The organism is Mesobacillus sp. ABV4_180 (assembly GCF_056158485.1).
The window spans coordinates 4,102,555-4,125,270 of the sequence record NZ_JBSWTJ010000001.1 but is presented as its reverse complement, the minus strand read 5'-3'; the positions used below and the strand labels follow the sequence as shown (position 1 = coordinate 4,125,270).

At 42.2% G+C, this 22,716-nt stretch carries 26 protein-coding genes; 16 read left to right on the top strand and 10 right to left on the bottom strand.

What is annotated here, in order from left to right:
- The first annotated feature begins 287 nt into the window (after positions 1-287).
- From ACXAEA_RS21000 to ACXAEA_RS20975, 6 genes are all read left to right on the top strand, one after another.
- Positions 288-815 (top strand): hypothetical protein, encoded by a 528-nt coding sequence (locus ACXAEA_RS21000; RefSeq protein WP_475097788.1) that lies wholly within the window; start codon positions 288-290, stop codon positions 813-815.
- A 107-nt stretch (positions 816-922) separates the two neighbouring features.
- Positions 923-1,096 (top strand): hypothetical protein, encoded by a 174-nt coding sequence (locus ACXAEA_RS20995; RefSeq protein WP_475097787.1) that lies wholly within the window; start codon positions 923-925, stop codon positions 1,094-1,096.
- 31 nt (positions 1,097-1,127) lie between these two features.
- Positions 1,128-1,874, top strand: a complete 747-nt coding sequence (locus ACXAEA_RS20990; protein WP_475097786.1) for a hypothetical protein — start codon at positions 1,128-1,130, stop codon at positions 1,872-1,874.
- Positions 1,875-1,945: 71 nt separating this feature from the next.
- Complete coding sequence (locus tag ACXAEA_RS20985) at positions 1,946-2,587, top strand: hypothetical protein (protein WP_475097785.1); 642 nt, start codon at positions 1,946-1,948, stop codon at positions 2,585-2,587.
- Between the two features lie 339 nt (positions 2,588-2,926).
- Positions 2,927-3,367: a GNAT family N-acetyltransferase gene (locus ACXAEA_RS20980; protein ID WP_475097784.1), complete on the top strand. Its 441-nt coding sequence runs from the start codon at positions 2,927-2,929 to the stop codon at positions 3,365-3,367.
- Complete coding sequence (locus ACXAEA_RS20975; protein WP_475098185.1) at positions 3,361-3,780, top strand: N-acetyltransferase family protein; 420 nt, start codon at positions 3,361-3,363, stop codon at positions 3,778-3,780. The genes ACXAEA_RS20980 and ACXAEA_RS20975 overlap by 7 nt, the downstream gene beginning before the upstream one ends.
- A 93-nt stretch (positions 3,781-3,873) precedes the next feature.
- On the opposite strand, the gene ACXAEA_RS20970 is transcribed toward ACXAEA_RS20975, so the two are convergent.
- Positions 3,874-4,500 (bottom strand): TVP38/TMEM64 family protein, encoded by a 627-nt coding sequence (locus ACXAEA_RS20970; RefSeq protein WP_475097783.1) that lies wholly within the window; start codon positions 4,498-4,500, stop codon positions 3,874-3,876.
- Positions 4,501-5,003: 503 nt separating this feature from the next.
- On the opposite strand from ACXAEA_RS20970, the gene ACXAEA_RS20965 reads away from it, so the two are divergent.
- A complete protein-coding gene (locus ACXAEA_RS20965) occupies positions 5,004-6,674 on the top strand; it encodes a hypothetical protein (protein WP_475097782.1) in 1,671 nt (556 codons plus the stop codon).
- Between the two features lie 138 nt (positions 6,675-6,812).
- Here ACXAEA_RS20965 and ACXAEA_RS20960 read toward each other — a convergent pair whose 3' ends face one another.
- From ACXAEA_RS20960 to ACXAEA_RS20945, 4 genes are all read right to left on the bottom strand, one after another.
- Positions 6,813-7,373 (bottom strand): GNAT family N-acetyltransferase, encoded by a 561-nt coding sequence (locus ACXAEA_RS20960; protein ID WP_475097781.1) that lies wholly within the window; start codon positions 7,371-7,373, stop codon positions 6,813-6,815.
- Between the two features lie 159 nt (positions 7,374-7,532).
- A complete protein-coding gene (locus tag ACXAEA_RS20955) occupies positions 7,533-8,753 on the bottom strand; it encodes a DUF438 domain-containing protein (RefSeq protein WP_475097780.1) in 1,221 nt (406 codons plus the stop codon).
- A gap of 393 nt (positions 8,754-9,146) precedes the next feature.
- Positions 9,147-9,401, bottom strand: coding sequence for a hypothetical protein (locus ACXAEA_RS20950; RefSeq protein WP_475097779.1), 255 nt, complete (start codon positions 9,399-9,401; stop codon positions 9,147-9,149).
- 134 nt (positions 9,402-9,535) lie between these two features.
- Positions 9,536-10,210 carry a DNA alkylation repair protein gene (locus tag ACXAEA_RS20945; RefSeq protein ID WP_475097778.1) on the bottom strand — a complete coding sequence of 225 codons (675 nt, stop codon included), beginning with the start codon at positions 10,208-10,210 and terminating at the stop codon, positions 9,536-9,538.
- Positions 10,211-10,387: 177 nt separating this feature from the next.
- Between ACXAEA_RS20945 and ACXAEA_RS20940 the strand changes: the two genes are divergently transcribed.
- From ACXAEA_RS20940 to ACXAEA_RS20925, 4 genes are all read left to right on the top strand, one after another.
- Complete coding sequence (locus tag ACXAEA_RS20940; RefSeq protein ID WP_475097777.1) at positions 10,388-11,296, top strand: GNAT family N-acetyltransferase; 909 nt, start codon at positions 10,388-10,390, stop codon at positions 11,294-11,296.
- Between the two features lie 24 nt (positions 11,297-11,320).
- Positions 11,321-12,157 carry a GNAT family N-acetyltransferase gene (locus tag ACXAEA_RS20935; RefSeq protein ID WP_475097776.1) on the top strand — a complete coding sequence of 279 codons (837 nt, stop codon included), beginning with the start codon at positions 11,321-11,323 and terminating at the stop codon, positions 12,155-12,157.
- A gap of 190 nt (positions 12,158-12,347) precedes the next feature.
- Complete coding sequence (locus tag ACXAEA_RS20930; RefSeq protein WP_475097775.1) at positions 12,348-12,797, top strand: hypothetical protein; 450 nt, start codon at positions 12,348-12,350, stop codon at positions 12,795-12,797.
- 249 nt (positions 12,798-13,046) lie between these two features.
- A complete protein-coding gene (locus ACXAEA_RS20925) occupies positions 13,047-13,781 on the top strand; it encodes a sulfite exporter TauE/SafE family protein (protein ID WP_475097774.1) in 735 nt (244 codons plus the stop codon).
- 128 nt (positions 13,782-13,909) lie between these two features.
- Here the strand turns inward: ACXAEA_RS20925 and ACXAEA_RS20920 are convergent, their stop codons facing one another.
- The gene (locus tag ACXAEA_RS20920) at positions 13,910-15,301 is read right to left on the bottom strand and encodes a VWA domain-containing protein (RefSeq protein ID WP_475097773.1); all 1,392 of its coding nucleotides are present in this window, start codon (positions 15,299-15,301) and stop codon (positions 13,910-13,912) included.
- A gap of 275 nt (positions 15,302-15,576) precedes the next feature.
- Positions 15,577-16,464, bottom strand: coding sequence for a DUF3994 domain-containing protein (locus tag ACXAEA_RS20915; RefSeq protein WP_475097772.1), 888 nt, complete (start codon positions 16,462-16,464; stop codon positions 15,577-15,579).
- Positions 16,465-16,720: 256 nt separating this feature from the next.
- Here ACXAEA_RS20915 and ACXAEA_RS20910 point away from each other — a divergent pair, with 256 nt between their 5' ends.
- The gene (locus ACXAEA_RS20910; protein ID WP_475097771.1) at positions 16,721-17,056 is read left to right on the top strand and encodes a hypothetical protein; all 336 of its coding nucleotides are present in this window, start codon (positions 16,721-16,723) and stop codon (positions 17,054-17,056) included.
- Positions 17,057-17,433: 377 nt separating this feature from the next.
- Here the strand turns inward: ACXAEA_RS20910 and ACXAEA_RS20905 are convergent, their stop codons facing one another.
- Positions 17,434-18,420 (bottom strand): zinc-binding dehydrogenase, encoded by a 987-nt coding sequence (locus tag ACXAEA_RS20905; protein ID WP_475097770.1) that lies wholly within the window; start codon positions 18,418-18,420, stop codon positions 17,434-17,436.
- A gap of 15 nt (positions 18,421-18,435) precedes the next feature.
- Complete coding sequence (locus ACXAEA_RS20900; protein WP_475097769.1) at positions 18,436-18,933, bottom strand: lactoylglutathione lyase family protein; 498 nt, start codon at positions 18,931-18,933, stop codon at positions 18,436-18,438.
- 155 nt (positions 18,934-19,088) lie between these two features.
- Here ACXAEA_RS20900 and ACXAEA_RS20895 point away from each other — a divergent pair, with 155 nt between their 5' ends.
- Complete coding sequence (locus ACXAEA_RS20895; RefSeq protein WP_475097768.1) at positions 19,089-19,412, top strand: winged helix-turn-helix transcriptional regulator; 324 nt, start codon at positions 19,089-19,091, stop codon at positions 19,410-19,412.
- Between the two features lie 70 nt (positions 19,413-19,482).
- Here ACXAEA_RS20895 and ACXAEA_RS20890 read toward each other — a convergent pair whose 3' ends face one another.
- Complete coding sequence (locus ACXAEA_RS20890) at positions 19,483-20,496, bottom strand: serine hydrolase domain-containing protein (RefSeq protein WP_475097767.1); 1,014 nt, start codon at positions 20,494-20,496, stop codon at positions 19,483-19,485.
- Between the two features lie 170 nt (positions 20,497-20,666).
- Here ACXAEA_RS20890 and ACXAEA_RS20885 point away from each other — a divergent pair, with 170 nt between their 5' ends.
- The 3 genes from ACXAEA_RS20885 (at position 20,667) to ACXAEA_RS20875 (ending at position 22,650) form a co-directional block, all read left to right on the top strand.
- Complete coding sequence (locus ACXAEA_RS20885) at positions 20,667-20,816, top strand: hypothetical protein (RefSeq protein ID WP_475097766.1); 150 nt, start codon at positions 20,667-20,669, stop codon at positions 20,814-20,816.
- 140 nt (positions 20,817-20,956) lie between these two features.
- Positions 20,957-21,646 (top strand): response regulator, encoded by a 690-nt coding sequence (locus ACXAEA_RS20880; protein WP_475097765.1) that lies wholly within the window; start codon positions 20,957-20,959, stop codon positions 21,644-21,646.
- Entirely contained in the window at positions 21,646-22,650 is a 1,005-nt protein-coding gene (locus ACXAEA_RS20875) for a sensor histidine kinase (protein ID WP_475097764.1), read from the top strand. The genes ACXAEA_RS20880 and ACXAEA_RS20875 overlap by 1 nt, the downstream gene beginning before the upstream one ends.
- The last annotated feature ends 66 nt before the right edge of the window (positions 22,651-22,716 follow it).

The following is a 22,716-nucleotide window of genomic DNA, read 5'->3' as shown; positions in this document are numbered from 1 at the left end:
TTGCAGACAAGAGGGACATAGGCCCGGTGTTGGCTGAATTGAAAATGATTCCGAATAAGAGGATCAGATATAAACAAGATCTATTAAAAAGTCATGAAGACTGATTCTTTATGCAAAAACAGGACGGTTCTTATCTTTTATGATAGGACTGTCCTTTTTTCTGCCGCCTATATTAACGAGATAGCTAGACCGGTTTTATTCTCTCTTTTAAAAGAGTGAATTCTTGTCAATCATCCAGATATTCCTATAATATGGAAATGGATAATTTTATTAAAAGAGGGGTTCTTGTGGGGAAAATAAAGAGAAGGCAGAAGCCAACCGTTAAGAAACACGGAAGTGAATATATAAAAATGGCTTTTGGTGATGAGTATTATTTTAACGAAAAGAAGGTAAACTTTTCTTTTGCCTGGAAACATCCCATCTTAACGTGCTTTATGGGGATAAAGTATATCTTTCCTAATTTCTATATGATGTCTACGCCTTCCTATATGAAAGCGTATGGATGGGGATTATACATGTGGGCGCTGTATTTACAGATGCTGCTGCTGTTTGTGTTTGGGGAAATCATTGGATTCATCCTCAATAATCAATTTACATTCAATGGGTGGGTCGATGGTTTATCTTATGTATTTGCAGGTCCGTTTTTATTCATGTTTGCCATGTTCTCGGCTTTCAGGTTGGTTATTTTTATTCTAGAATTAACCCGGTTATTCAAGAAAGATAGCAAGTTATTATATGGATTAAGTGCTTTTATCTTTTTTTGTTTCATCCTTTTGATGGTAACCGGGCAGATGACCGGGGAAATAAAGGAATGAGAGCTTGAAGACTACTAAGTATTACTGACCAAAAGGCGGATAATGATCCTTCTCGAAAGTGAAGAAGGATATAGAAAAGGCATTCTCTATCCTGAATAGTGCGGATAATGGTCGCTTTCTATGCTGGAACCAATCTCAAGGTTTTTGGAGATCACCCGAACAAGAAGATTGCGGTAGATGTTACAAATGATGCTCCGATCAATGTGGTGGATCAAGTGGCAGACGGTTTTCGTAAGCTTGATAAGGTATTATGGCAGAAAAAACTCATGATGATTATTTGAAAAAATTAGACTTTGTTAGGGGAAGAAGAATGTGAGTACGATTACTGAACAACAATTGCAAAAAGTAAAAGATGTCGGATTAAACCGTTTGAATCCGGACGGCTTGCGGGCCTTCCTGTTTGCATCTTTTATTCTGAGTTCATGTTTTACGCTGATTCCCTTTTTTGCAGATCGGACGAACAGTTTTCAAGTGCCGTGGATTACTGCTTTTTTAACGATGTTATTTATCTTATGGGTGCTGCAAGGAATCACCTCTGTTTTCTTTCTTTCAGAAGAAAGGGCATACCGCTATCAGAAGTGGCTAGTGATGGTGGTCAACATTTGGTATGTGAAATTAACTTTGGAAGTGTATGGTCTATATTTTCTCAGCGTAAAAGGAGAGCACCCTTATCTGATTGCACTCGGATTCGTTTTCGTTGGTTTCACAATTTCCTATCTTCTCTGGTCCATCCAAAGAGCGAAAATAAATATACAAAAAGGAGAAGGGACTACTGATGGAAAGGGCATCCTTTATTCCGGCCACTTGAAGTTATGGGCTTGGCTCCCGGTGCTGGTGTATGTCATCCTTCTCGCAGTGCTTACATTGTTTTTCTTCGGGGGTATCGGAAACGGCTGGTTTTTGGCGATTGTCATGCCGATGGTTCTCGGCCTAAGTTACGCCTATCCGGAATTTTACTTCCTTGCGTACGGCAAGTGGAAGTTCTCTTCTTTTATCGATACGAACATCCCAAGTAAAAAGAAACCAGGACCAAGTGTGAAGGGGAGAAACATAAGATGAAGATTGGTTTTACGCCAGATTAGTTCTAACAAGGGGCGGTTCCAGGTCTGATAGATAGAGAGGGGAACACGATGAAAACGGTTAAAACTCGGTCTATATATCCAAACCATGAAGTGATGCAAAAAAATATTAGATTTGTGACGATAGCGTTCTTCGTGATCAGTCTGTTTATTTCACTAATAAATTTACAGTCATTCTCAATCCTGCCAAGTTGGTTTAATATAAGTTTTATCATACTACTAATCTGTTCGATTGCACTCTTTGGCTATGGATTATCACTTTCCAAAAGGTACAAAACCTGGGTAGAGTCAGGTCGCTTTTTATTTTTTTACCTTCTAGTAATAAGCATCCAACTCCTCCTCACATCAAATGGGATGTATATGATCGGAGTCAGGGAAGGACAAATTAGTGAGGAAGTAAACTATTCTCAGTTAACCTTCCTGCTCTATCTTGCAGGTGCTGTCATTCTGCTTGTGTTGTCTTTTTTCATCTCTTCTCCAAGACTAAGAAGAGTTAAAAGACGCAAAGCATATGTGACAGGGTCTATTTTGGCTGTGGGAAATATTGCTCTAATATTTGCAGCTTTAATTATCATTAGAGAGGCAATCTTCATCCATCCTGATACTGTAAAGTCTTCTTATCAGTTCTTTATGGGGTCTGTACTAGCACTTTTTCCAGCTACAGTATTAGGGATGAGCATGATACGCGCATAAAAAGGACAACGGGACGGATCCTGTTTCCCATGGAAAATGAGAACATGTAAATCTGCGGGACAGCAGAATGATCACTCTGTTCCACGTCGGAACCTTCGAGATAAGTGATCAAGCTTATCTCTTTTTTTAATGGCCCATTATAATCATTGTGAACTCCCGATACTTATTTCGGATCCGGTTAAGTTGGTTATTTGAAGTTTTAGAAAACGAACAAAACGGATAGGCAATTTATGTTAAGATTTTAATACAGTAAATACTTTGTTTCATTACCTTCTAGATTTGGAGAATAACAATCTATTTTCAAGTAAGTGGGACAAAGTTTTGGGGGAGACGAGCAAAATGAAATTCCGGATAGCCAAAGAATTAAACGAAAGTTATAAAAGCCATGTTAATAATAAACTTTACGAATATAATTTAAGACATTTTCCTGAGGATTTAAGAGGAAGATACAAAGAAGTGAATCTATTTCTTTTAGATGAGAACGATCAAGTTCGTGGAGGTATTTTAGGAGAAGTGTGTTGGAATTGGTTGGAAATACATACACTTATGGTTGATGAAGAATTACGAGGATCAGGTTATGGAACGAAATTATTATTAGAAATTGAACGAGCTGCCATAGAGAGCGAATGTGATTTTATCAAGGTGGATACTTTGAGCTTTCAGGCGTTAGAATTTTATCAAAATAATGGTTATGAAGTTTACGGTACATTGGACAATGTGGGAAGAGAATTTAAGCATTTCTATTTGAAGAAGGATATTTTAAGAGGGGAATCATTGTGAATATAGCTGAGGCACAACTAACGGATTTAAATGCGATTGTGCAAGTAGATCGAGAGGTTATAGGTAATACGAGCAGACAAGATTTTATTGAGGATGCTATTAAGCAACGACGTTGTATTCTTGTAAAAGAAAATAATGATGTTGCCGGATTTTCGATTTATGATGCAAACTTTTTTGAATGTACTTTTATTGCATTGATTATTGTGTCTCCAGCAAAAAGACGAAAGGGGTACGCAAGCCAAATGATGAATCATCTGGTTCGTACTTCTCCTACTGATAAAATATTCTCGTCTACCAATCGTTCTAACCAGAGTATGCAGAAAGTATTTGAAGCGAATGGATTTGTTGAGAGTGGTATAGTCGAAAACCTGGATGAAGGCGACCCTGAAATCATCTACTTTAAATCAAAATAATTATTACTTTGAGAGATGTGGACGGTTCCTGTGTCCCGTGAAAAGTGAAAATACATAAATTTGTGGGACAGCAGAACCGTCCCTCTGTTCCAGTCATGATTGCCCCCGCTCTTTTTTATGAAGTCGTTTTGTTATGAATGTTACACCAAAGAGAATTAATACTGCAGCTGAGAAGCCGATGATCATTTGTGAACCTGTTATGGAGAATCTTTCTGCCAGTTGTACGGAGTAAGCGAGTATTGATGCAGTGATCAACTTTGAGACGGTGGCTATCAGCAAGAACTTTTTGGGAGATACTTGCCCGATGCCTGCTCCTGCACAGATGATTTCATCTGGGAGGATTGGAATAATGAATAATATGAACATAATCAATGTTTCATTTTTAGAGACATGTTTTTGGTATTTTTGTAACTGTTCTTCCTTAATGAGCTTGGAAATGTATTTCCTTCCACCGTATCTGGCGGCAAAATACATGGATGCGATGCCAAGGAGTGTTCCAGGAAGAGCAATTGCAGATGCTGCAGCGGGACCGAATACCGCGCTGGCACCTGGAATGGTCACTGCCTCTGGGATTGGAAGCAGAATGGGCTGGGCAAAGCTGATGAAAAAGAAAATATATTTGGCTGTCTTAAGATTTTCTTTTAACAAGCCTTCAAATCCATACGTATCAGTAAGGACAACTATTGTTGTTATATAAAAGATTGCCAGTGTTAGAAGCAAGATCCCTCCCAAATATAAAAGGATCAGCCTATTGATCTTCAGTAAGTTTCGATTAGCTTTTATCAAAAAATATCCATCCATTAACAAAACTAAAAGCACTATGCTCAAGAAAAGCCATTTATATATGGAATGTACAGTAGGCATTAAAGCAAAGAAAAGATAGATGGATAGTGCACTAATGGTTATATGGAGGATTAATTCCGATGCTTCATTGAGGTTTCTTTTACATGTGAACAAGTTGGTTTCTCCTTCATGATCATTTTTGCTTGTAATTACATTTTAATGAAGAAGGAGATTGGATTCGACGCTCCTGGGGTTGAACTTTTGATAGGACCAGAGGCTGATGGACATGGGGACGGTTCTGGTGTTTCAGTATCTATTTGAAAACAGAAGAACCGTCCCTCTGTTTCGACCACCAAAACAGCAGAACCGTCCCTCTGTTTTGAAACTTTATATGTCCTGATTCGTATATGATAAGTACAAACTGATAAGGGGATTTTATGATGGGAAATATGGTTCTTTTTGCGTTATTGGTTGGGTTGGCTGCTGCTCTGGTTCTTGTTCCTTTTTCAAGCAGAGAGCATGAGGGCAGGAAAGTGAAGTCACCATTGCTGATTGCGGCTGTTCTGCTTATTACGATTGTGATTTTTGTGTTTTATTATTTGTTTAATTTGGACAGGAATCTTTCTTCTTTATGGCCGTTTGCGATTCTGGTTGCGTTTGGCGGAACGGTTTTTTCGGCTGGAAAGGAGCAGATGGTTAAAGGGAGCTTGTTTTTGCTGAGCTTGCTTGTTGGTGTGTATTTCATGATTGCTTTTCTTTTTAACGCCGAGGAGAAATATGAAACTTCGAAGATGGCGGAAAAGATGGAGATCTCGACGTTTGATGAGAAGGAAACACCGGCGAGTGTCCCTCCACATTTTGCGCGTAATAAAATGAAAAAAGCATTCGGACAGGTTCCGAATACGAGTTATTATGAGCTTGGGAGTTTGCAGATCCAGAAGGTGAATGGGGAGTATGTGTATATCGCTCCTGTCGAGTTCTCGGGCTTTTTCAAATGGTGGAACGGCGAGTCGACACCGGGTTATTTTACCATCAGTGCGACCGATTCATCAGCCAACCCGAAATTCAAGAAGTCGAAGATGGTTTATACACCTTCTTCCTACTTCAATAAAAATATCGAACGGCATATCCGCATGCAGTATCCTGAGGCAATTTTTTACGGAGGGATGCAGCTTGAGATCGATAACGAAGGAAAGCCTTATTATATCAGGACTTTCGGTGAGTTCATCTCAGCCCGCAACGGTTTTAAAGTGACAGGGGTTGTGGTCGTTGATCCGGAATCGGGGAATACGAAGGCGTATGCTTTGAAAGATGCACCTGAATTCATCGACGGCGCCGTTTCTCCGGAAGCAGTCAGTCTGCAAAACAGCTATTACGGGAATTATATTCATGGCTATTGGAACAGCGTGTTTGGCAAAACGGATGTGAAGCTGCCTTCCGATGAAGGAACCGAAGCCCAGGTTAGCCCGATTTTTGATGAAAATGGCGATATGTATTATTTCACCGATTTTACCAGCCCCAAAGAAGGAGTCGACTCCATGCTCGGTTATTCCCTGACGAATTCACGGACGGGTAAAGCGACTTTCTATACGGGGAATCTTGAGGAGTCCTATATGGATTCCGAAGGCGCGCTGCAGATTATCGAAAAGAAATTCATCGAGAAAAAGTGGCATGGCGAAATGCCGATTCTCTACAACTTTTATGGAGAAGCCAGCTGGTTGACGCCTGTTTTGGATTCGAACGGCTTCCTGCAAAATTACTTCATCGTATCGGCAGCCAACCCGGAGATTTCGGTATATGGAAACACTCCGAATGAAGCTCTGAGAAAATATAAAACAGCGCTGCAGCATGGCGGTGGAACGGTGGATGGCAGTTCGAAGGCTGAAGAAAAGCAGGCGAGCGGAACAGTCGTGCGCGTCTACAAAGAAAAAACAGGCGATTTCACGATTGTCTCCATCCTGTTGGACAACAAGAAGAACTACATCATCTCATCCGAAACCAACCCATTGGCGATATATCTAAAAGAAGGCGATCAAGTCGATCTCAAGTACATGGACACTGGCGAAACCTTCCTGCCGGTGAAGGAATTGGTGATTCGGGGATTGGAATAAAGAAAAGAGGAGCCAGACCAACGGCGTTGCAATGCATCGCGCCGGGGGTCTGGCTTTTTGAACAGGGGGACGGTTCTTGTGTTTCTAAAATAGTTCAAATCTGTATACTTGTGAAACAGCAGAACCGTCCCTGTGTTTCTACCTGATATAAATCTCTCTAAATTCATCTTCCAAAATACTCATCTTAATGCAGTCATGGTATTTATGATTATAGTAGAGATAATCACGCTGGATTCCTTCCTGCTTGAATCCTAGTTTTTCGTACATTTTAAGAGCACGGGTATTGTAAGAAAAGACTTCTAGTTCGATCCGGTGCATGTTCAAAATGCCAAACCCGTAATCAAGCATGAGCGGCATGGCTTCGCTTCCGTATCCTTTTCCTTGATATTCGCTTTCAATCGCGATTCGGATGTTGCAATTCCTGTTGATGGGATCAAGATCTTGTAAGGCAATGTCACCGATGACCTCATCCGTGTCCTTCAGGCAAATGAGCAACAGGACCGTGGAGGAATCCTGGGATTTTGCGTCGATGTAGCGCTGGATGCCTTCTTTTGTAAACGCGCGGGTCGTTCCAGTCAGCCTTCTTACCTCTGGGTCGAACAATTGCTGAAAATAGGTTTCTGCATCCTCCTGGCTTAGCGGCCTTAAAAAAACCCTGTCGCCAGTAAGCAGCCTGACAGGCTTTGATTTGTTTTGCATATAATAACCTCCGACTATGTAAAAAAATATCACCAGCTATCATGTTGATTTCTAGACAGAGACTCCCATTTCCTTTTTTATCGCAAAAAAGGGACGGTTCTTATTTTTCTAGTAAGAACCGTCCCTGTGTCTATGAAACAGCAGAACCGTCCCTGTGTTTCAGGACAAAATCCGTTTTTCCCCTTCGATTGCCTGGATTGGGTTGATGTTCTGAGTGAATTCGAGTGTACCCATGTATTCCCCGTCTTCATCGCGAATTGCAAAATAGCGAATGTACACGTATTTATCGCCGAATTTGATCCAGAAATCTTCGGTATCCTTTTTGCCTGATTTGAAGTCGGAGAGCAACTCTTCAACCACATGGACGCTGCGTGGCGGGTGGCAGTTTTGGACGGTGCGGCCGATGACCGCTTTTGTCCTTGCGAAGATTCTCTCTTTTCCATGAGAAAAATAGCGGACGACATCATCCTGGTCAATGAAGGTGATGTCTACAGGCAGGTGATTCATGAGCAACTCGAGCTGCTTCAATGAAAGGATTCCTGTCTCCATTTTGATATAGCCCTCAGAAATGGCGTCAGCGTCAATCGCTTTACGGGCAGGCTTCCATTCCTGTGCAGGTTCGGTCAGACAGTAGCCGATCTCGTCACTTTCATGGGCGATTTTTACCCATTCATCTTCCGTAAAGTTTTGCATGGCCATCGGGAAGAGGATGTTTTCTTCTCTGTAAATCATTTCACTTACTTCTCTGAGGACAAACTGGACCTCTTCGGCGACGCCATTTTTGTCCCCGTCATAGGTGGCCAGCTTCTGCTTTGCCAACTTGATCCCGTCCCGGATGAAATCATCAATCCGCCACATATTTGTCGTTGGGCCATAAATCCCGTACTTTTCCAGGTAAGGGAAGATCAAGTTCTCCTTACGGCTGTAGTGCTTATCCAGGTCATAGAGCAGGTTGCAATCCTCCAGCAAAACATTGATATTTTCAGCACTGTCGTCTTTTAAAAACTGCTCAAGGTGAACCTGAAGCCTGTTTTGTAGAAGCTTTTCGATTTCACGGTTTTCCAATTCGAATGTATGGATCGGGTGTCCAGGCTGGTCTTCAGGTCTTTTAATGGAATAGTCTACTTCGATTGCTCCTTTAAAAATGGAGGAGTGCGCTGCATACAATCGCTTCATTTCATCCACAGAAAGGTCGCCCTCCTCGTGCTGAAGCTGAGATATCTCCTCAATCGTTATTTTTCCAATAAGGGCGTCAAAATGAGCTTTGACTTCCTTTGGATTTTTCCCATCATGCAAATCTTTGAACAGCTGTTTTAAAATCATCTTACGTTTTGTAGAATCTATTGCTTTCAGTTCACGATTATTAATCATTTCGCTCATAACCATGCTCCTTCCAGAGTATATAAAAGTTGTAATTGGATTGATAATGCTTCTCGAGATAAAAGTAACACGGTTTAAATAAATAAGTAGTGATGTAAATCATTCAATTGGGGTTTTTATGGAAAGGGCGATTTTGTTGAGGTTGCCAATAGGCCGGATTGGAGTGGGGATGAGTGAAAGAGGTGAACAATAGGTTTCATTCGTGCCCAAAAATCATGGATGTAAGAAAAAGAGGTCAGTAATAAAGAACGATTGGGAATTAGGAATAATTTAATCGTTCTTATTGATGTAAAATACTTTTTTATGAAACAGCAGAACCGTCCCTGTGTTTCGATTGGGGATCTAAGAAGTACAGATTTGTGAGGATACTTAGGAGAGTTCTTCAATAAATTGTTATTGTTGTTTTTCATTCAGAATCTCTAAAACATCCTGATGTTGTTTTTGAACATTGGAAACATGCTTGATCTCACTTGAAAGTTCTGATTTCGTTTCATCAAGTTTCTTCATGAGGCTGCCATAATAGAAAGCAACTTCTTTCCTCATCTCACTCTGTTCGGATTGCAAAGAATGCTGACCGTTCTCCAGATTGCTTAAATGCTTGTCCATGGAATCTAAGCGATCCAAAATCTTATTGAATAATTCCCCCATCTCATTTCACCTCCTTTTCTTTGATCTTATTATACCCAGTCCGGTAAAAGAAGTCATTACAGAACATACAGAACATAGGGACGGTTCTGGTGTTAGATTCTTGTGAAAACAGTAGAACCGTCCCTGTGTTTCGTTTACATGTCCCCAATATGCTTCAATGCTTCTCTTCTGCTTAAGTTTGAAAGGGGATATTTTTTTGTTATCTCGATTACGGTCTCTGGGTCTTGCTTGGCGTATTCTCTTAATGCCCAGCCGATTGCTTTATTGATGAAGAATTCTTTTGTGTGGCAGGTTCTTGAAATGATATCTTCGAGCATGGCCACGTCGGTTTTTTGCTTATAGCCTAATTGGAATAGGATGCAGGAGCGGATCAGCCAAAGGTGGCCGGACGCGATCCATCTGTCAATAATTTGCTGGCGGTGCTGCGGGAATTTTTCGAGGTAGAACCCGAAATGTTTTTTCGCGATGTGGTCGATGGTGTCCCACCAAGGCTTGGTCGTGATGATGTGTTCCAGCAGATCGAGATCGTCCTCTGTGAATTGTTTCTTCATTAAATCCAGCAGGTAGAGCCCGGCAATCTGCATTTCTCGTTCTTCCAGCTCCCAGAGGGAAGTGATGACCTCATGTAACTCTTCCTTTGGCGGCAGGCCGTGGTTTTTCACATGCTGTTTAAATACTTCTTTCAATTGTGGGGATCTCAGCCCAATGTATTGAAATTGTCCCCGCATGTAATTGGATAGCCTTACTGCTTCCTCGTTATTCCGGTGTTTTAATGCCTCTTCATATAGCGCTTCTACATAGTTTCCCATTTATCTTCACCATCTCATCATTAAAGTTATTATCTTTATTTTAAAGATTTTTAGAAAGGGAAGCACTTATTTTTTGCTGGAGGTAATCATGTGTAAAAGCAGGATAATTTTTCGGAATAAAGAATATAGATTTGTAAAAATAAAAGAAAAAATCGTCCTTAAAAGGAAGGGATCATCATGAAGGTCGAAGCATTGACAACGGAGCAGCTTGGAGGCTTTATCGAATACTGTAAAAAACATCGGAAGGAACTGGATGATTCCTTTTTGTATGATGAAGACTTGCAAACTTTTAACATTGATGAGGATAATCCTGCTTATATATTGATTGACTCAAGTGGGGGAATTAAAGGAGCTGCCTCTCTTATTCTGGATGACTATCATCGAAGAGGAAAAAGGGCAAGGTTCCGGATTTTCCATTGTGAATCTCACAACGAGCATTCCTATGAAAGGCTGTTCGAAGAGGTACTGAAACATACTAAGTCATTGGATCATGTCTTTTTATTTGTCCCATTGCTCAATGAGAAACTGAAGGAAGTCATGGAGAAGCTGCAGTTTGACGTGGAGAGGTATACTTTTCTGCTCGTCAGGGATGACCTGGAAGTTAAGGAACCCTCTATTCCAGAAGGTTTTGAGATTAGGAGATTCCGGCCTGGCATGGATGAGGATGCCTGGTGCTTGGTAAGGAATGCGGCATTCTCGAACCTGAAGGGAAGCGAGACGGCGATTACAGCTGAAATGGTCGCGAAGATGCCGTTAGAGTCTGACTACCTGGACGGAGGAATGATGATCCTTTATGAGAACGAGAAACCTGTTGGAGTCGTGAGAGGTGCGGACGATGAATACGAAGGTTCGCCAATCATGAACATAGGACCGCTGGCCATTTTACCGGAATACCAGGGGAAAGGGTTAGGAAGGGTTCTCTTAAGATCGGCGATCAATTTTTCAAAGGAAAAAGGATACAAAAGATGCGTGCTGTGTGTGAATGCAGATAATGAACAAGCTAAAGCGCTGTACCTTCAGGAAGGGTTTCAGGAGGCAGAAGGTGTTGTGTGTTATCGATATGATGTTAGAAAAAGGGGTTTTTAATTGAGGGGAAAAGGAGAAATGGGTATGATCAGGCTGCAAAAATATGAAGATCTTTTGCTGTTTAAAAAAGATGTAACGGGCTATTTGGAACAGGATGAGGTGGTGAATAATTTACCATTGGGAGTGCTTCAATCGGCAGATAAAACCCCGCTATTAATGGCTGTCGTGTGGAAGGGTGAAGAAATCGCCTTGACCATGCTTCAAACGCAGCCGACTAAGATCATTGTATCGAAAGCGACTTCGGTTTCGCCTGAAGAGATTCAACTGATTGCACAACAGATGCATGATGCTTTTCCGAGTATTCCAGGTCTTATCGGTGACACGAAGTTGATTGTTGAACTCTCCGGCTACCTTTCCAAGCTAAGAGGTGTGGCAGCAACCGTGGAAATGAATCAGGGATTATACAAATTGGAAAAAGTGAAGATTGAAATCGGATCGGAAGGAAAGCTTCGGGCCTTTAAAGAACAGGAACAAGGTTTGGTAAAAGAATGGGTGTATCAATTTTGCAAAGACGTGAACCTGCCGATTACGATGGAGGAAGCGGATGCCAAAGCGGATGAACTGATTCGTAGAGGAAGCTTGATGGGGTGGGAAATAGATGGGGAAATTGTTTCCATGGCCAATACAACAAGGCCAATGAAAAGAAACATCACCGTCAATTTTGTCTACACACCTATTAAGCATAGAAAGAAAGGCTTCGCTTCTGATTGTGTCGCAGCACTCTCGCAAAAGATGCTGGATCAGGGCTATCAAACAACGAGCCTGTATACCGACCTCAGCAATCCTACCTCCAATAAAATCTATCAGGAAATTGGATATGAATGGGTGGCAGATTCAGTTTTGCTGGCGCTAGGGGAATGAGTGAAACAGAGGGACGGTTCTTGTGTTTGCACAGGAGAACCGTCTCTTTATTTTTTAGAACAGCAGAACCGTCCCTTTGTTTGTGTGCCTTTTAATAGAAAAAATAGATATTTTACAGGTACTGTTTGTCCATGCAATTTAGTAGAAACGGAATAAATTATAGTATCAACAAAGGAAGGAGGGAAAAAGATTGGGAATAAATAAGAGATTTTGTAAAAAGATCACATCAGGACCATTTTTTGTACCATTATTTAATGATGGCTCAGAAGTAGATTTTCTATTGGTAGGTTTTAAGAATCTGGCAGACGAGGAGTCGACTGTAAAGTTATCTATCCGAGTTTGCCGAGATCCTTTCTTGTATCCGGGTACTTCTCCAGAAGTTCCAGTTCCGATTACGATTTCTACTGGAACATTTAGGAAACTGCCGGTAACCTTACCAGCAGGAAGCTGTACAGTTGTAAAAGTAAATGCTGGCACAGGAACATTCCAGGGTAACAACATGCTGAGAGTTACATTAGAAGGAGATGTGGATGAAGATGGTGATGGAGTGGTCGTAGCGCTGTATGGTGCCAGAACGGATGGACAAACAGTAGCTTCAATGGTATTCAAACATGACGATTTTATCGAGTTAGAAGACTAACCTGCTAAAGTCGAGGATGGAACAGAGGGACGGTTCTTGTGTTTGCACAACAGAACCGTCTCTTTGCATTTGTGCACAGCAGAACCGTCCCTTTGTTTGTGTTTGCATTTGTGCACAGCAGAACCGTCCCTTTGTTTTTACCTTTGTTTTTTGGTTAGTATATAACTAATTCTTATCGACTTTCATTCAAAACATTAAATTTTCTTATTAAAAGAAGAGGAATATAATAATAGCAGGAGGTGGATAAAAATGGATTATATCATCTTGTTTGTTATTGGAATTACTGCCACAACGATTGGAACACTGGCAGGTGGCGGGGGCTTGATTAGCTTGCCTGCAATGCTTGTATTGGGCATCCCGGTGCATTCTGCGATTGCGGCGAATAAAGTTTCGAATACGTTCAGCTCTTTCTCAAGTTTTTATCATTTATATAGAGAAAAGAAAATAACCTTCAAGGAATCATTCTGGGTTATTCCCATCAGCCTGATTGGCGGTGTCAGCGGAGGGTTTATCGCTTCAAAAATTTCAAATGAAGGCTTGTATGTCGTGGCTCTTTGCCTTCTGGTGTTCGCGTTCTTTGCCTCTTTTCTAGGGAAGGGGAATTTTTCAGGGGATGGGCAATTGAAGGTCTCTGGAAAAAGTGTTGCTGGCTTGTATGGGATCGGCATTTATGATGGGCTGTTTGGGCCGGGACAGGGCACGTTGATGTTCTATTTGTTTGGCCATTTGCACATTGCCTACATAAGGGCGGTTGGGTATGTCCGGCTTGCGACGTTTTCTAGCTGCTTAGGAGCAGCGATTACCTATATCTCGACCGGAAACGTAATCTGGCCGGTGACCCTGGCACTGATGCTGGGCTCGGTAACAGGAGCGCAAATCGGAGTCCGGATAGCCAGTAAGCTGAAGCCAAGCTATGTCAAACCGATTTTACGGGTGATGACAGTCGCGTTGATTATACAGATTTTATTGGAGAGGGTTTTTTAAAACGAAGGGACGGTTCTCGTGTTTCGCGAGACATGAGCTCCGTTTGTACTTCATGCAAATAGGATTGCGAGGAAATATGTCTTTCAATAAAAAACAGGTCAGCCCCGTACGGACTGACCTCTTGACAACTAATTATTGCTATATTTCTTTTTCATTTCCTCGCCTTTTTCCTTAATTTTGGTTTTGAGGTTATCCCCATTTGTTTGCAGGGTTTCTTTTAACTCTTTGTACTTGTTTTCCTGATATTCCTTGATGATATCTTGTCGCTGGTCAATTAGGCTGTCGACTTCCTGGCGAGTTTCGTAGCTGATTTGTTCTTTATTCTGAAGATAATAGGAAGCTTCTTTCAAGCGTGATTTTTCATCATAGTGTTTATTTTGAAAGGCAGAATTCTGATCCCATAGTGCGTTGAATTTCTTGCTTTGTTCATCCCAAACCAGGTTCCAGTTCTTATTGCTCCAGTCCCACCATTCATTCCACAGGCGGCGGCGCTCTTCTTCCCAGAGTTTGTTGAAGTCTGCTGCTGAATTGACCGTTTCGTATTCTCCGCCACCTGCTTCTGCAACAGAGACCAGCTGCTTCTGCCCAGCAGAATCTACGTTGAATCCGATCACATTCACGACGGCTGCAATATTAGAATCATGCAGTTCCTTTGCCGCTTTTACAGGGTCACCGTCGCACGTTTCCACGCCATCACTTACGATATAAATAATATTCTGCCCTTTGTTTCCTGCTTGTTCAAAATCGCTTTTTGCTTCTGTAATGGCTTTGGCTATCGGAGTCCAGCCGGTAGGCTTGAAGGAACCAAGAGCCTTTGAAAAAGCTGCCTGATCATAGGCCTGCAGGTCATAGACAACCTTCGTGCTGTCACAAGAAATTTCCTTGTCACTATCCGCGTTGCTTCCTTCATGTCCGTATACGCGCAGGGAAACATTTGCTCCCTCTGGCATGGAGGATAGGAATTCATTGATGGCTTCTTTGGCAAGCTCCATCTTGGTCTTGCCACCCACTTTTTGAGCCATGCTGCCGCTTGCATCCAAAAGGATCGAGACATTGGCATCCATACCAAGTTCTCCATCTTCACTTATATTCATCCCGCCTGGCATCTGGCTGATTTCCGTTTCCATATCGGGCACGAATGTTTCGAAGTACTCATGGTATTCCTTATAATTTTGGCCCTCTCCCATAAGGCTAAGTAATTCACCGTAAATTTGAAAACTGTCTTTTTCGAGGAAGTTTTTATCATTTAACGTTTTATGTATAATGGCCTCATTGTATTTAGTCCCTGTGTATTTGCCAGGTTTCTCTTCAATGATTTCCTCGATGCTGACGGCAATTCCCAGGTCATCATCCTCTTCAGACTGCTCGCTCTCTTCTCCCTTTTTCCCGTCATTCTTCTTGTCTTCCTGTCCGGATTTCTTCTCTTCGCTTGAAGCCTTGTCGTTGCTTCCGCAGGCCGCAAGAGCAAGCACAAGCAATATCATTAAAACCGTAAGCATATAAAACCTTTTCGATTTCATTCGGTCTCCATCCTCTCTATAAACATATGAAAATTTCAAAATACTTACAAATGGTATCAAACCCGAAACTTGGTTTACAAATATAAAACTGGAACATTTTACAATTTAAGGATAAGTACCCATGTGTTTCTGTATTTAAACTCTAATTATGGTAAAAAACTCCTAATTTTTTATACCTTTAGACTACAGGACAAAATGTAAAACCCTGCAGCACTGTTCTGCTGCAGGGGTAAAAGGATAGCTGATTTGAAGTGATTCACGGTTGAATCAGCATTTTAATCCATTTTCACATATTTAAATGTATTAAGCGTTTCGATATCCATCAATTGAATGCTTCCATCTTTGAAGGACTGAACTTCCATTGTCATCGACTTTCGGAATTGGGCTGCTGCTTTTCCATCGGTAAAAGATTCTTCGTTCGTGAAGAACAAACCGCTTTTTTCGGAATCGTATTTCCATGTTCCTTTGAACATATTCTCCTTCGTTGGATAGGTACCATTCGCATAGCCTTCATAACTGCCATCGGCATTTAACACGATGGAAGGTGTTGAATCAGGGGCGCCCCATTTACCGACTAGTTCCTTGCCATCTGGCGAGATATTATTTTTTACGGAATCACGATCGATACCAGCTAAGGCGTCCAGCTCTTTCAAGTCTTTGTTTGTGATGGTGCCATCGCCAACTGGAAGCAGATCATTCAGTTTGGTGTGTGCCTCTGCCCATAGGGTATAGCCTTCTTTTATGGGTTCATTTCCTTTTTGCCATAATTCTGAGTCGCGTTCTTCAATCGCTTTGCGAATCGTGCCCAGACCTTCGTCATAAAATTTCATGGCAGCAAGGTATTGTTCATGAACGTCTTTGTATTTCTCAGGAGCTATGATAGCTTTATAACCATTTACCGCATTCTGGATTGTGTCAACCTGTTCATTCATTCTCTCCGTTCGGTCTTTGGAATCTGGATTCTCATTTGCTACTGTGTTTAAATTTTTGAAGCCCTCGTCCATGCTGTGGTTCAGCTCTTGGATTTTATCGGGATACTCTTCTTCCGAAACTTCCACCTGTTCAATTTTTGGTTCAACTTTCTTTTCTGCTTGTGGCATGGAGCTGCAGCCCGCCATACCCACCATTGCTAGGAAGGAAATGGCTAATAACTTTAAATTCATTTTCTCAATCCTCCATTGATCATTTAAAAAACGATAGTTTAAAAGGGTAAAAGTTTCCTTTGTTGACAATGAACTTTTTCATGATAAAACGAAAGGAAGAATATGTAAAGTGATATGGTGAGTTCATTAAAACAGGTTTCACTAGTTCATTATTTGGAAAAATAATGAAAAGGTACGAAAGACCCAGGAACTTATTTTACAGGAAATACGTATTACTTGAGGCAGAATCGGAATTTATTTTTACGGAGGCAGTGAGATGGGATTCTTCTTGTTCGCAGCTGTAGTGACAGCAATCGGAGGCATATGGTACGGATGCAGTATGCTTCAATTCAGAATATCGAGTCATTCAACTTCCAATGCGGGGTGGAAAACATTCGGCAATGTAATATTGCTGGTGCTCGGACCTATTGCAGTGGTGGCGCTATCCCTTTTCATTTTGGCCCAGTTCGACCTCGTATCAGACCAATCTGGACAGGGGTTCGGCTGGCTATATGTCATTTACTTCATGCTGCAATTTATCGTCATTCCGGCAAAAGCCATCTATTTGCCGGTTTTGCATGTGGTTGTTAGGAAGAAGCGGGTGAAGCTTTAAGTGCGGCCCCCTCTCATAAGGTTCAGAAGCAAAGGGATCGTCCCCCTGATTTTCTAATAAAGTTTAATGTGCCCGAAAAGGGGAGAAGGTGGGGATTGCGGTCACATAAAAGAGATTAATGTGCCCATAAAGAATAGCAGGCAAGGATTATGGTCACATAAAAGAGATTAATGTGCCCATAATGGAGAGCAGGCAAGGATTATGGGCACATAAAAGAGATTAATGTGCCCATAATGGAGAGCAGGCAAGGATTATGGTCACATAAAGAAAGGATATGTGCGCGGTTTGGTGACGAGAAGGAGAAACGGGTCACATAAAAAAATTAATGTAGCCGTAATCGGATCAATTCTGCGATTACGGCTACAAACCTAATTTGCTTATGAACCAGTTATTCTAGCAACGATTTTTCCCCTGACTCTGCGGGTTGAAAGTTCTGCCAAAGCTTCAGGCACTTCTTCCAATGAAATCACTTTCTCGACCATTGGATTGATTTTTCCTTTTTGAAGAAGTGAGAGCATCTGGTCGCCCATTTCAGCTAGTGTTCTTTGTTCCCTTAAATTGTTGGATTGGTGCACGCTTCCCAAAGCTACCTGGTGAAATGACAGGGGATGGGCAAATGAAATGGCATCATTTACATTGGGTGGTCCGGCGATGAATGCGATTTGTCCGTTGAAGGCAAGAGCCTTCAGTGATTTGTCCGCGTTGTCGCGACCAACTGTATCGAGGACTAAGTCGGCTCCTAGCCCATTTGTGATTTCCAAAGTTTTTTCAACAAAATCGTCTTCGCGGTAGTCAATCACATAATCGGCTCCCAGGCTTTTTACATAGTCGTGATTGGCAGAGGATGCGGTTGTGATAACCGTCAGTCCGGCATTTTTGGCTAATTGGATTGCGAAACCCCCGACACCGCCGGCTCCGGCATGAACTAAAATTGTTTGTCCCTCAGATGCATGCATTTTATAAAATAAGGCCTGGTACGCTGTATAGCCTGCAGTTGGCAGAGCGGCTGCATCCTCAAACGAGATGCCCTCTGGAATAAGGGAGACGGTATGAGCGGTAGTCACGCCGTATTCCGCGAAACCGCCTTTTTTCGTTAAGTCACCATGATAGACGACCCTGTCGCCAACTTTGACGTTCATGACATCTGGGCCTACTTCCTCGACGATCCCGGCTGAGTCCAGGCCAAGGATATGTGGGTATGTCCAATTCGGATTCCCGCCATTGCCGGTTTTATAGTCGACTGGATTCAAGCCAGTGGCATAAATTTTAACTAGAATTTCTCCTTTGGCTGGAACCGGTTTTTCCGCTGTGCCTACCTTCATTTCAAATACTTTACCTTTATCCTCTAGCAACAAAGCTTTCATGATCGACTCTCCTTTTTAATAAGCACCTTGTGAATAGGTCAACTCATAGCTATGTGTATAAATTTCGATTAAATTGCCGAATGGGTCTTCGCAGTACACCATTTTATAAGGCTTTTCATTTGGGTAATATTCACGGATTGGCATGCGCTGCTTGCCGCCGTGGGCGATAATTTTTTCAACAAGTCCTTCAATATCAGGATCCTGGACGCAAAAATGGAAGATTCCCGTTTTCCAGTATTCGAAATTGTTTTCCGGCGATTCATTGTTCGGAAATTCAAATAGCTCGATGCCGATTTTATCAGAAGTAGCCAGGTGAGCAATCTTGAAGGTTCCCCAGCCCTTCCCGAAAACATCTGTGCACATCTGGCCTATCGGGCTGTCATCTTCGATTACTTCAGATGGTTCCATGATCACATACCATCCCAATACCTCCGTATAAAACTCGACAGCTTCCTTAACATTTGGTACAGATAATCCAATATGTGAAAAAGAACGCGGATATGGTTTGTTCAATAGAATCTTCTCCTTTTTAGTAAAAGTCCTTTTTAAGTATAATGAGTAGATACTGTCATTGTAAGACGGCACTTTTATGTAACCAGGTAACTTAATAGTAACCATATTTTATATATGCCCAGATGGTGTAAGTATCATAAATTTGGAGGTTGACCATGACGAAATACAATGTACCTGTTGAAGCCACTCTTGAAGTGATCGGCGGGAAATGGAAAGTGGTTATTCTCTGTTTGCTAAAAGAAGGAGAAAAACGCTTCAGCGAACTGCAGCGAGCCATGCCCGCCATTACGAAAAAAATGCTATCCCAGCAGCTGAGGGAGCTGGAGAAAGACGGAATCATCCATCGGAAAGTGTACGATGAAGTACCGCCAAAAGTGGAATACTCGCTCAGTGAAGAAGGAGAAACCCTGAAAGAAATCCTGAATTTGATGTGCGCCTGGGGAGACAGGAGGATGGGGAATGAGCCTGGGTGTGAGTGAGTGGAAAACAAAGGGAAAACAAAGGGACGGTTCTTGTGTTTCATGCAAACCGTCTCTCTGTTTCACGTCCCTATGTTTCAGTTGTTGCTTCGATTGCCTTCATCACATCAAAAGCTCCGCTGGATTTGTTGGAGCATATGACAGCAATGGTTTGAGCCGCTGGATAATAGGCTGAATGGAAACTGACACCAGGGTCATAGCCCATGACATGGTATTTTTGCACCTGATCGGCCTCCATCTTGATCCAAACACCATATCCGTAATAGCCGGATTCATTGACTTCCACGTGGGGAGTCAGTAGTTTGTTCAATGAATCCTCTGTTAGTAAAATTTGATTGAACAGCGCCTGCCACAGTTTGTTCATGTCTTTTACAGTAACGTATGCGCCTCCGTCAGAGCCGCCTTTTACCGGAAGTGAATAGATATTCGTCTTCCACGTCCCATCAGGAAGGTCGATATAGCCTTGTGCCGTATTCGAAGGGAGGGCGTCAAAGGAAAAATAACCTGATTGACTCATGCCTGCTCTATTAAAAATATGTTCCTGAACATATTGGGTGAATTCCATCTTGGAGGCTTGTTCCACGATCAGGCCTAATAAAATGTAACCGGCATTATTGTAGTGAAAGGTTTCGCCTGGAACGGATTTCATCGGCTCATTCTGGAACATAGGCAGGAAATCCCTCAGGCTTCTGATATGATACATCGGCCTCTTCACCCATAGTTCCTCAAAATCTTCCATGACCTCTTCATCAAAATAATCCGGAATACCGGAAGTATGCGTCAGCAAATGATGGACCGTAATCTCTTCACTAAAATGGGGAAACTCTAGACCCAGGCAATCACTCAATCTCGAATGAAAGGTGAGCTTGCCTTCCTCCTCAAGCTGGCAGATAGCGATTGCCGTGAAAAGCTTACACCCAGATGCGATGCCGAACCGGGTTTCTAAGTTATTTTTCAATTGCTCAGCCCGATTCGCATACCCAAAGCTAGCATCCATGGATTGACCGTTCCCATCTTGAACCATAACCGCTCCTGAAAAATCAACCTTTGACTGAATCTCTTTAATGGCTTGTTTTAAATTCATATTATTCTCCTAACCCTTATTTAAATAAAACGGTGAAACGCGAGAACGTCTCCTCGTTTCTAAAAACTGCACCACCAATCACCTTGCTTTACTTAAGTATTCTAGTACATCGTATTCATTCCCTTCATTTTTCCTCGAAACACACGGGGAAACACACGGGGACGGTTCTTATGTTTCTGTTCCGATTCCGATCAAGGCAGACAGAAATAGAAGCCGCCAAAAGGGACAAAGCGTTCGAGAGTAGGCTCATTATAACGGAATTTGAAGGGAAAGCAGAAGAAATGTCCGTCATCAGGCTCATCACGGACAGTGCCTCATGAGATATATTTTCGAAACAACAGAACCGTCCCTCTGTTTCACCTCTGTTTCAAACAGCAAAACCGTTTCTCTGTTTCTGGTATATAGAAAATTATTCCTTTACAATAGTGAGTATAGTAGTTTGAAAATGTGGGTGATTTGATTGTTGAGGATTTTGTTGATTGAGGATGATTCTTCTTTGTTCCATGAGATCAGGGAGCGTTTGACTCAGTGGTCGTATGAGGTGTATGGGGTTACGGATTTTGGGGAAGTGATGCAGGATTTTACGGCGATTAAACCGGATTTGGTGATTATTGATATCCAGTTGCCGAGGTTTGATGGGTTTCATTGGTGCCGGATGATTCGGTCTCATTCGAATGTCCCGATCATCTTCCTTTCTTCACGGGATCACCCTACCGACATGGTCATGTCCATGCAGCTGGGAGCGGATGATTTTGTCCAAAAGCCGTTTCATTTTGATGTGCTGATTGCAAAAATTCAGGCGATCCTTCGGCGTGCCTACAATTACAATACGACGCAGAACCAGCTTAAAACCTGGTGCGGGGCGACGATTGATTATGATAAAAATACGGTTGAAAACGAAACTGGCCGGATTGAATTGACCAAGAATGAAATCTTCATCTTGAAGCTACTGATTGATAAGAAGAACAAGATTGTCAGCCGCGATGAGGTGATGAACAGCTTGTGGGATGATAAGCGGTTCATTAGCGACAATACGCTGACGGTGAACGTCAACCGCCTCCGGAAAAAGCTGGATGAACTAGGACTCGGACAACGAATTGAAACGAAAGTTGGGCAGGGATACATGGCTGTTGAAGAGGGGCATGCCTGATGTTTCTAACATATCTTAAGGAACGTCGCAGCTGGATCCTGTTATTCCTGTTGCTCCAGTTTCTCGTCGTTTTCATTGCATACATAGATTCGGCTGTCTCGATTCTGTCAATCTTTTATTACGTTTTTCTATCACTCATTATTTTTGTGCTTTTTTTAATCATTCGTTATCAAAAAGAGATAAAGTTTTATCAGATCCTGGAAGAAACGGATGAAGTTCTGGATCTTTCCAGAATCCATGAAACGCTGAGCCCTTTTGAAAAAATCGTAGCTGAAAGCATGACACGTCATACGGAAGGATTGAAAAAAACTGCTTCTGAGAATGAGCATAGATTAGATCAGGAAAAGGATGAACTGCTTGCCTGGATCCATGAGGTGAAAACACCGCTGACGGCTTTAAGCTTGATGATTGACCGGCTGGAGGATCAGTCGCTAAAAAAAGAAATGACCTATGAGTGGCTGCGGATCCATCTGTTACTTGACCAGCAGCTCCACCAGAAACGGATTCCCTTCATGGAAAATGATTTATATATTGAACAAACCGATTTGGAAAGTGTGATTTTCGGGGAGGTCAAAACGCTGCAGTCCTGGTGTATCCAAAAAGGCATCGGTTTTGAGATTGACCTGAAATCCACAGAAGTACTGACGGATGCAAAATGGCTGGCTTTTATCATTCGCCAGCTTTTGACGAATGCCGTTAAATACAGTGAAGCATCTGATATTAGGATTCGAAGCGATTGGCGGAACGGGCAGACGATTCTCGAAATCGTCGACGCTGGCAGGGGCATTGATTCCAGGGATTTGCCGCGCATTTTTGAGAAGGGTTTTACATCAACAGCCCATCACGGGGATCATGCGGCAACCGGAATGGGATTGTATCTGGCGAAAAGGGCTTCCCAACCCCTGAAAATCAAAATTTATGTAAAGTCAGCATCGGGGACGGGCAGTACGTTCACACTCATCTTCCCTGCAAACAATGAATTTAACATGATAACAGGCATGTGACAAAAATGTCACATGCTTTTGTTTAATTGTTCGGTGAATCGAAGGAAGGCCAACGGAACCGAATTT

Excerpts from the sequence above, each read along its gene's own strand:
- ACXAEA_RS20995 (WP_475097787.1), top strand. The coding sequence starts at position 923 with ATGGTCGCTTTCTATGCTGGAACCAATCTCAAGGTTTTTGGAGATCAC.
- ACXAEA_RS20985 (WP_475097785.1), top strand. The coding sequence starts at position 1,946 with ATGAAAACGGTTAAAACTCGGTCTATATATCCAAACCATGAAGTGATG.
- ACXAEA_RS20980 (WP_475097784.1), top strand. The coding sequence starts at position 2,927 with ATGAAATTCCGGATAGCCAAAGAATTAAACGAAAGTTATAAAAGCCAT.
- ACXAEA_RS20965 (WP_475097782.1), top strand. The coding sequence starts at position 5,004 with ATGGGAAATATGGTTCTTTTTGCGTTATTGGTTGGGTTGGCTGCTGCT.
- ACXAEA_RS20960 (WP_475097781.1), bottom strand. The coding sequence starts at position 7,373 with ATGCAAAACAAATCAAAGCCTGTCAGGCTGCTTACTGGCGACAGGGTT.
- ACXAEA_RS20955 (WP_475097780.1), bottom strand. The coding sequence starts at position 8,753 with ATGAGCGAAATGATTAATAATCGTGAACTGAAAGCAATAGATTCTACA.
- ACXAEA_RS20950 (WP_475097779.1), bottom strand. The coding sequence starts at position 9,401 with ATGGGGGAATTATTCAATAAGATTTTGGATCGCTTAGATTCCATGGAC.
- ACXAEA_RS20945 (WP_475097778.1), bottom strand. The coding sequence starts at position 10,210 with ATGGGAAACTATGTAGAAGCGCTATATGAAGAGGCATTAAAACACCGG.
- ACXAEA_RS20940 (WP_475097777.1), top strand. The coding sequence starts at position 10,388 with ATGAAGGTCGAAGCATTGACAACGGAGCAGCTTGGAGGCTTTATCGAA.
- ACXAEA_RS20935 (WP_475097776.1), top strand. The coding sequence starts at position 11,321 with ATGATCAGGCTGCAAAAATATGAAGATCTTTTGCTGTTTAAAAAAGAT.
- ACXAEA_RS20925 (WP_475097774.1), top strand. The coding sequence starts at position 13,047 with ATGGATTATATCATCTTGTTTGTTATTGGAATTACTGCCACAACGATT.
- ACXAEA_RS20920 (WP_475097773.1), bottom strand. The coding sequence starts at position 15,301 with ATGAAATCGAAAAGGTTTTATATGCTTACGGTTTTAATGATATTGCTT.
- ACXAEA_RS20915 (WP_475097772.1), bottom strand. The coding sequence starts at position 16,464 with ATGAATTTAAAGTTATTAGCCATTTCCTTCCTAGCAATGGTGGGTATG.
- ACXAEA_RS20910 (WP_475097771.1), top strand. The coding sequence starts at position 16,721 with ATGGGATTCTTCTTGTTCGCAGCTGTAGTGACAGCAATCGGAGGCATA.
- ACXAEA_RS20905 (WP_475097770.1), bottom strand. The coding sequence starts at position 18,420 with ATGAAAGCTTTGTTGCTAGAGGATAAAGGTAAAGTATTTGAAATGAAG.
- ACXAEA_RS20895 (WP_475097768.1), top strand. The coding sequence starts at position 19,089 with ATGACGAAATACAATGTACCTGTTGAAGCCACTCTTGAAGTGATCGGC.
- ACXAEA_RS20890 (WP_475097767.1), bottom strand. The coding sequence starts at position 20,496 with ATGAATTTAAAACAAGCCATTAAAGAGATTCAGTCAAAGGTTGATTTT.
- ACXAEA_RS20885 (WP_475097766.1), top strand. The coding sequence starts at position 20,667 with ATGTTTCTGTTCCGATTCCGATCAAGGCAGACAGAAATAGAAGCCGCC.
- ACXAEA_RS20875 (WP_475097764.1), top strand. The coding sequence starts at position 21,646 with ATGTTTCTAACATATCTTAAGGAACGTCGCAGCTGGATCCTGTTATTC.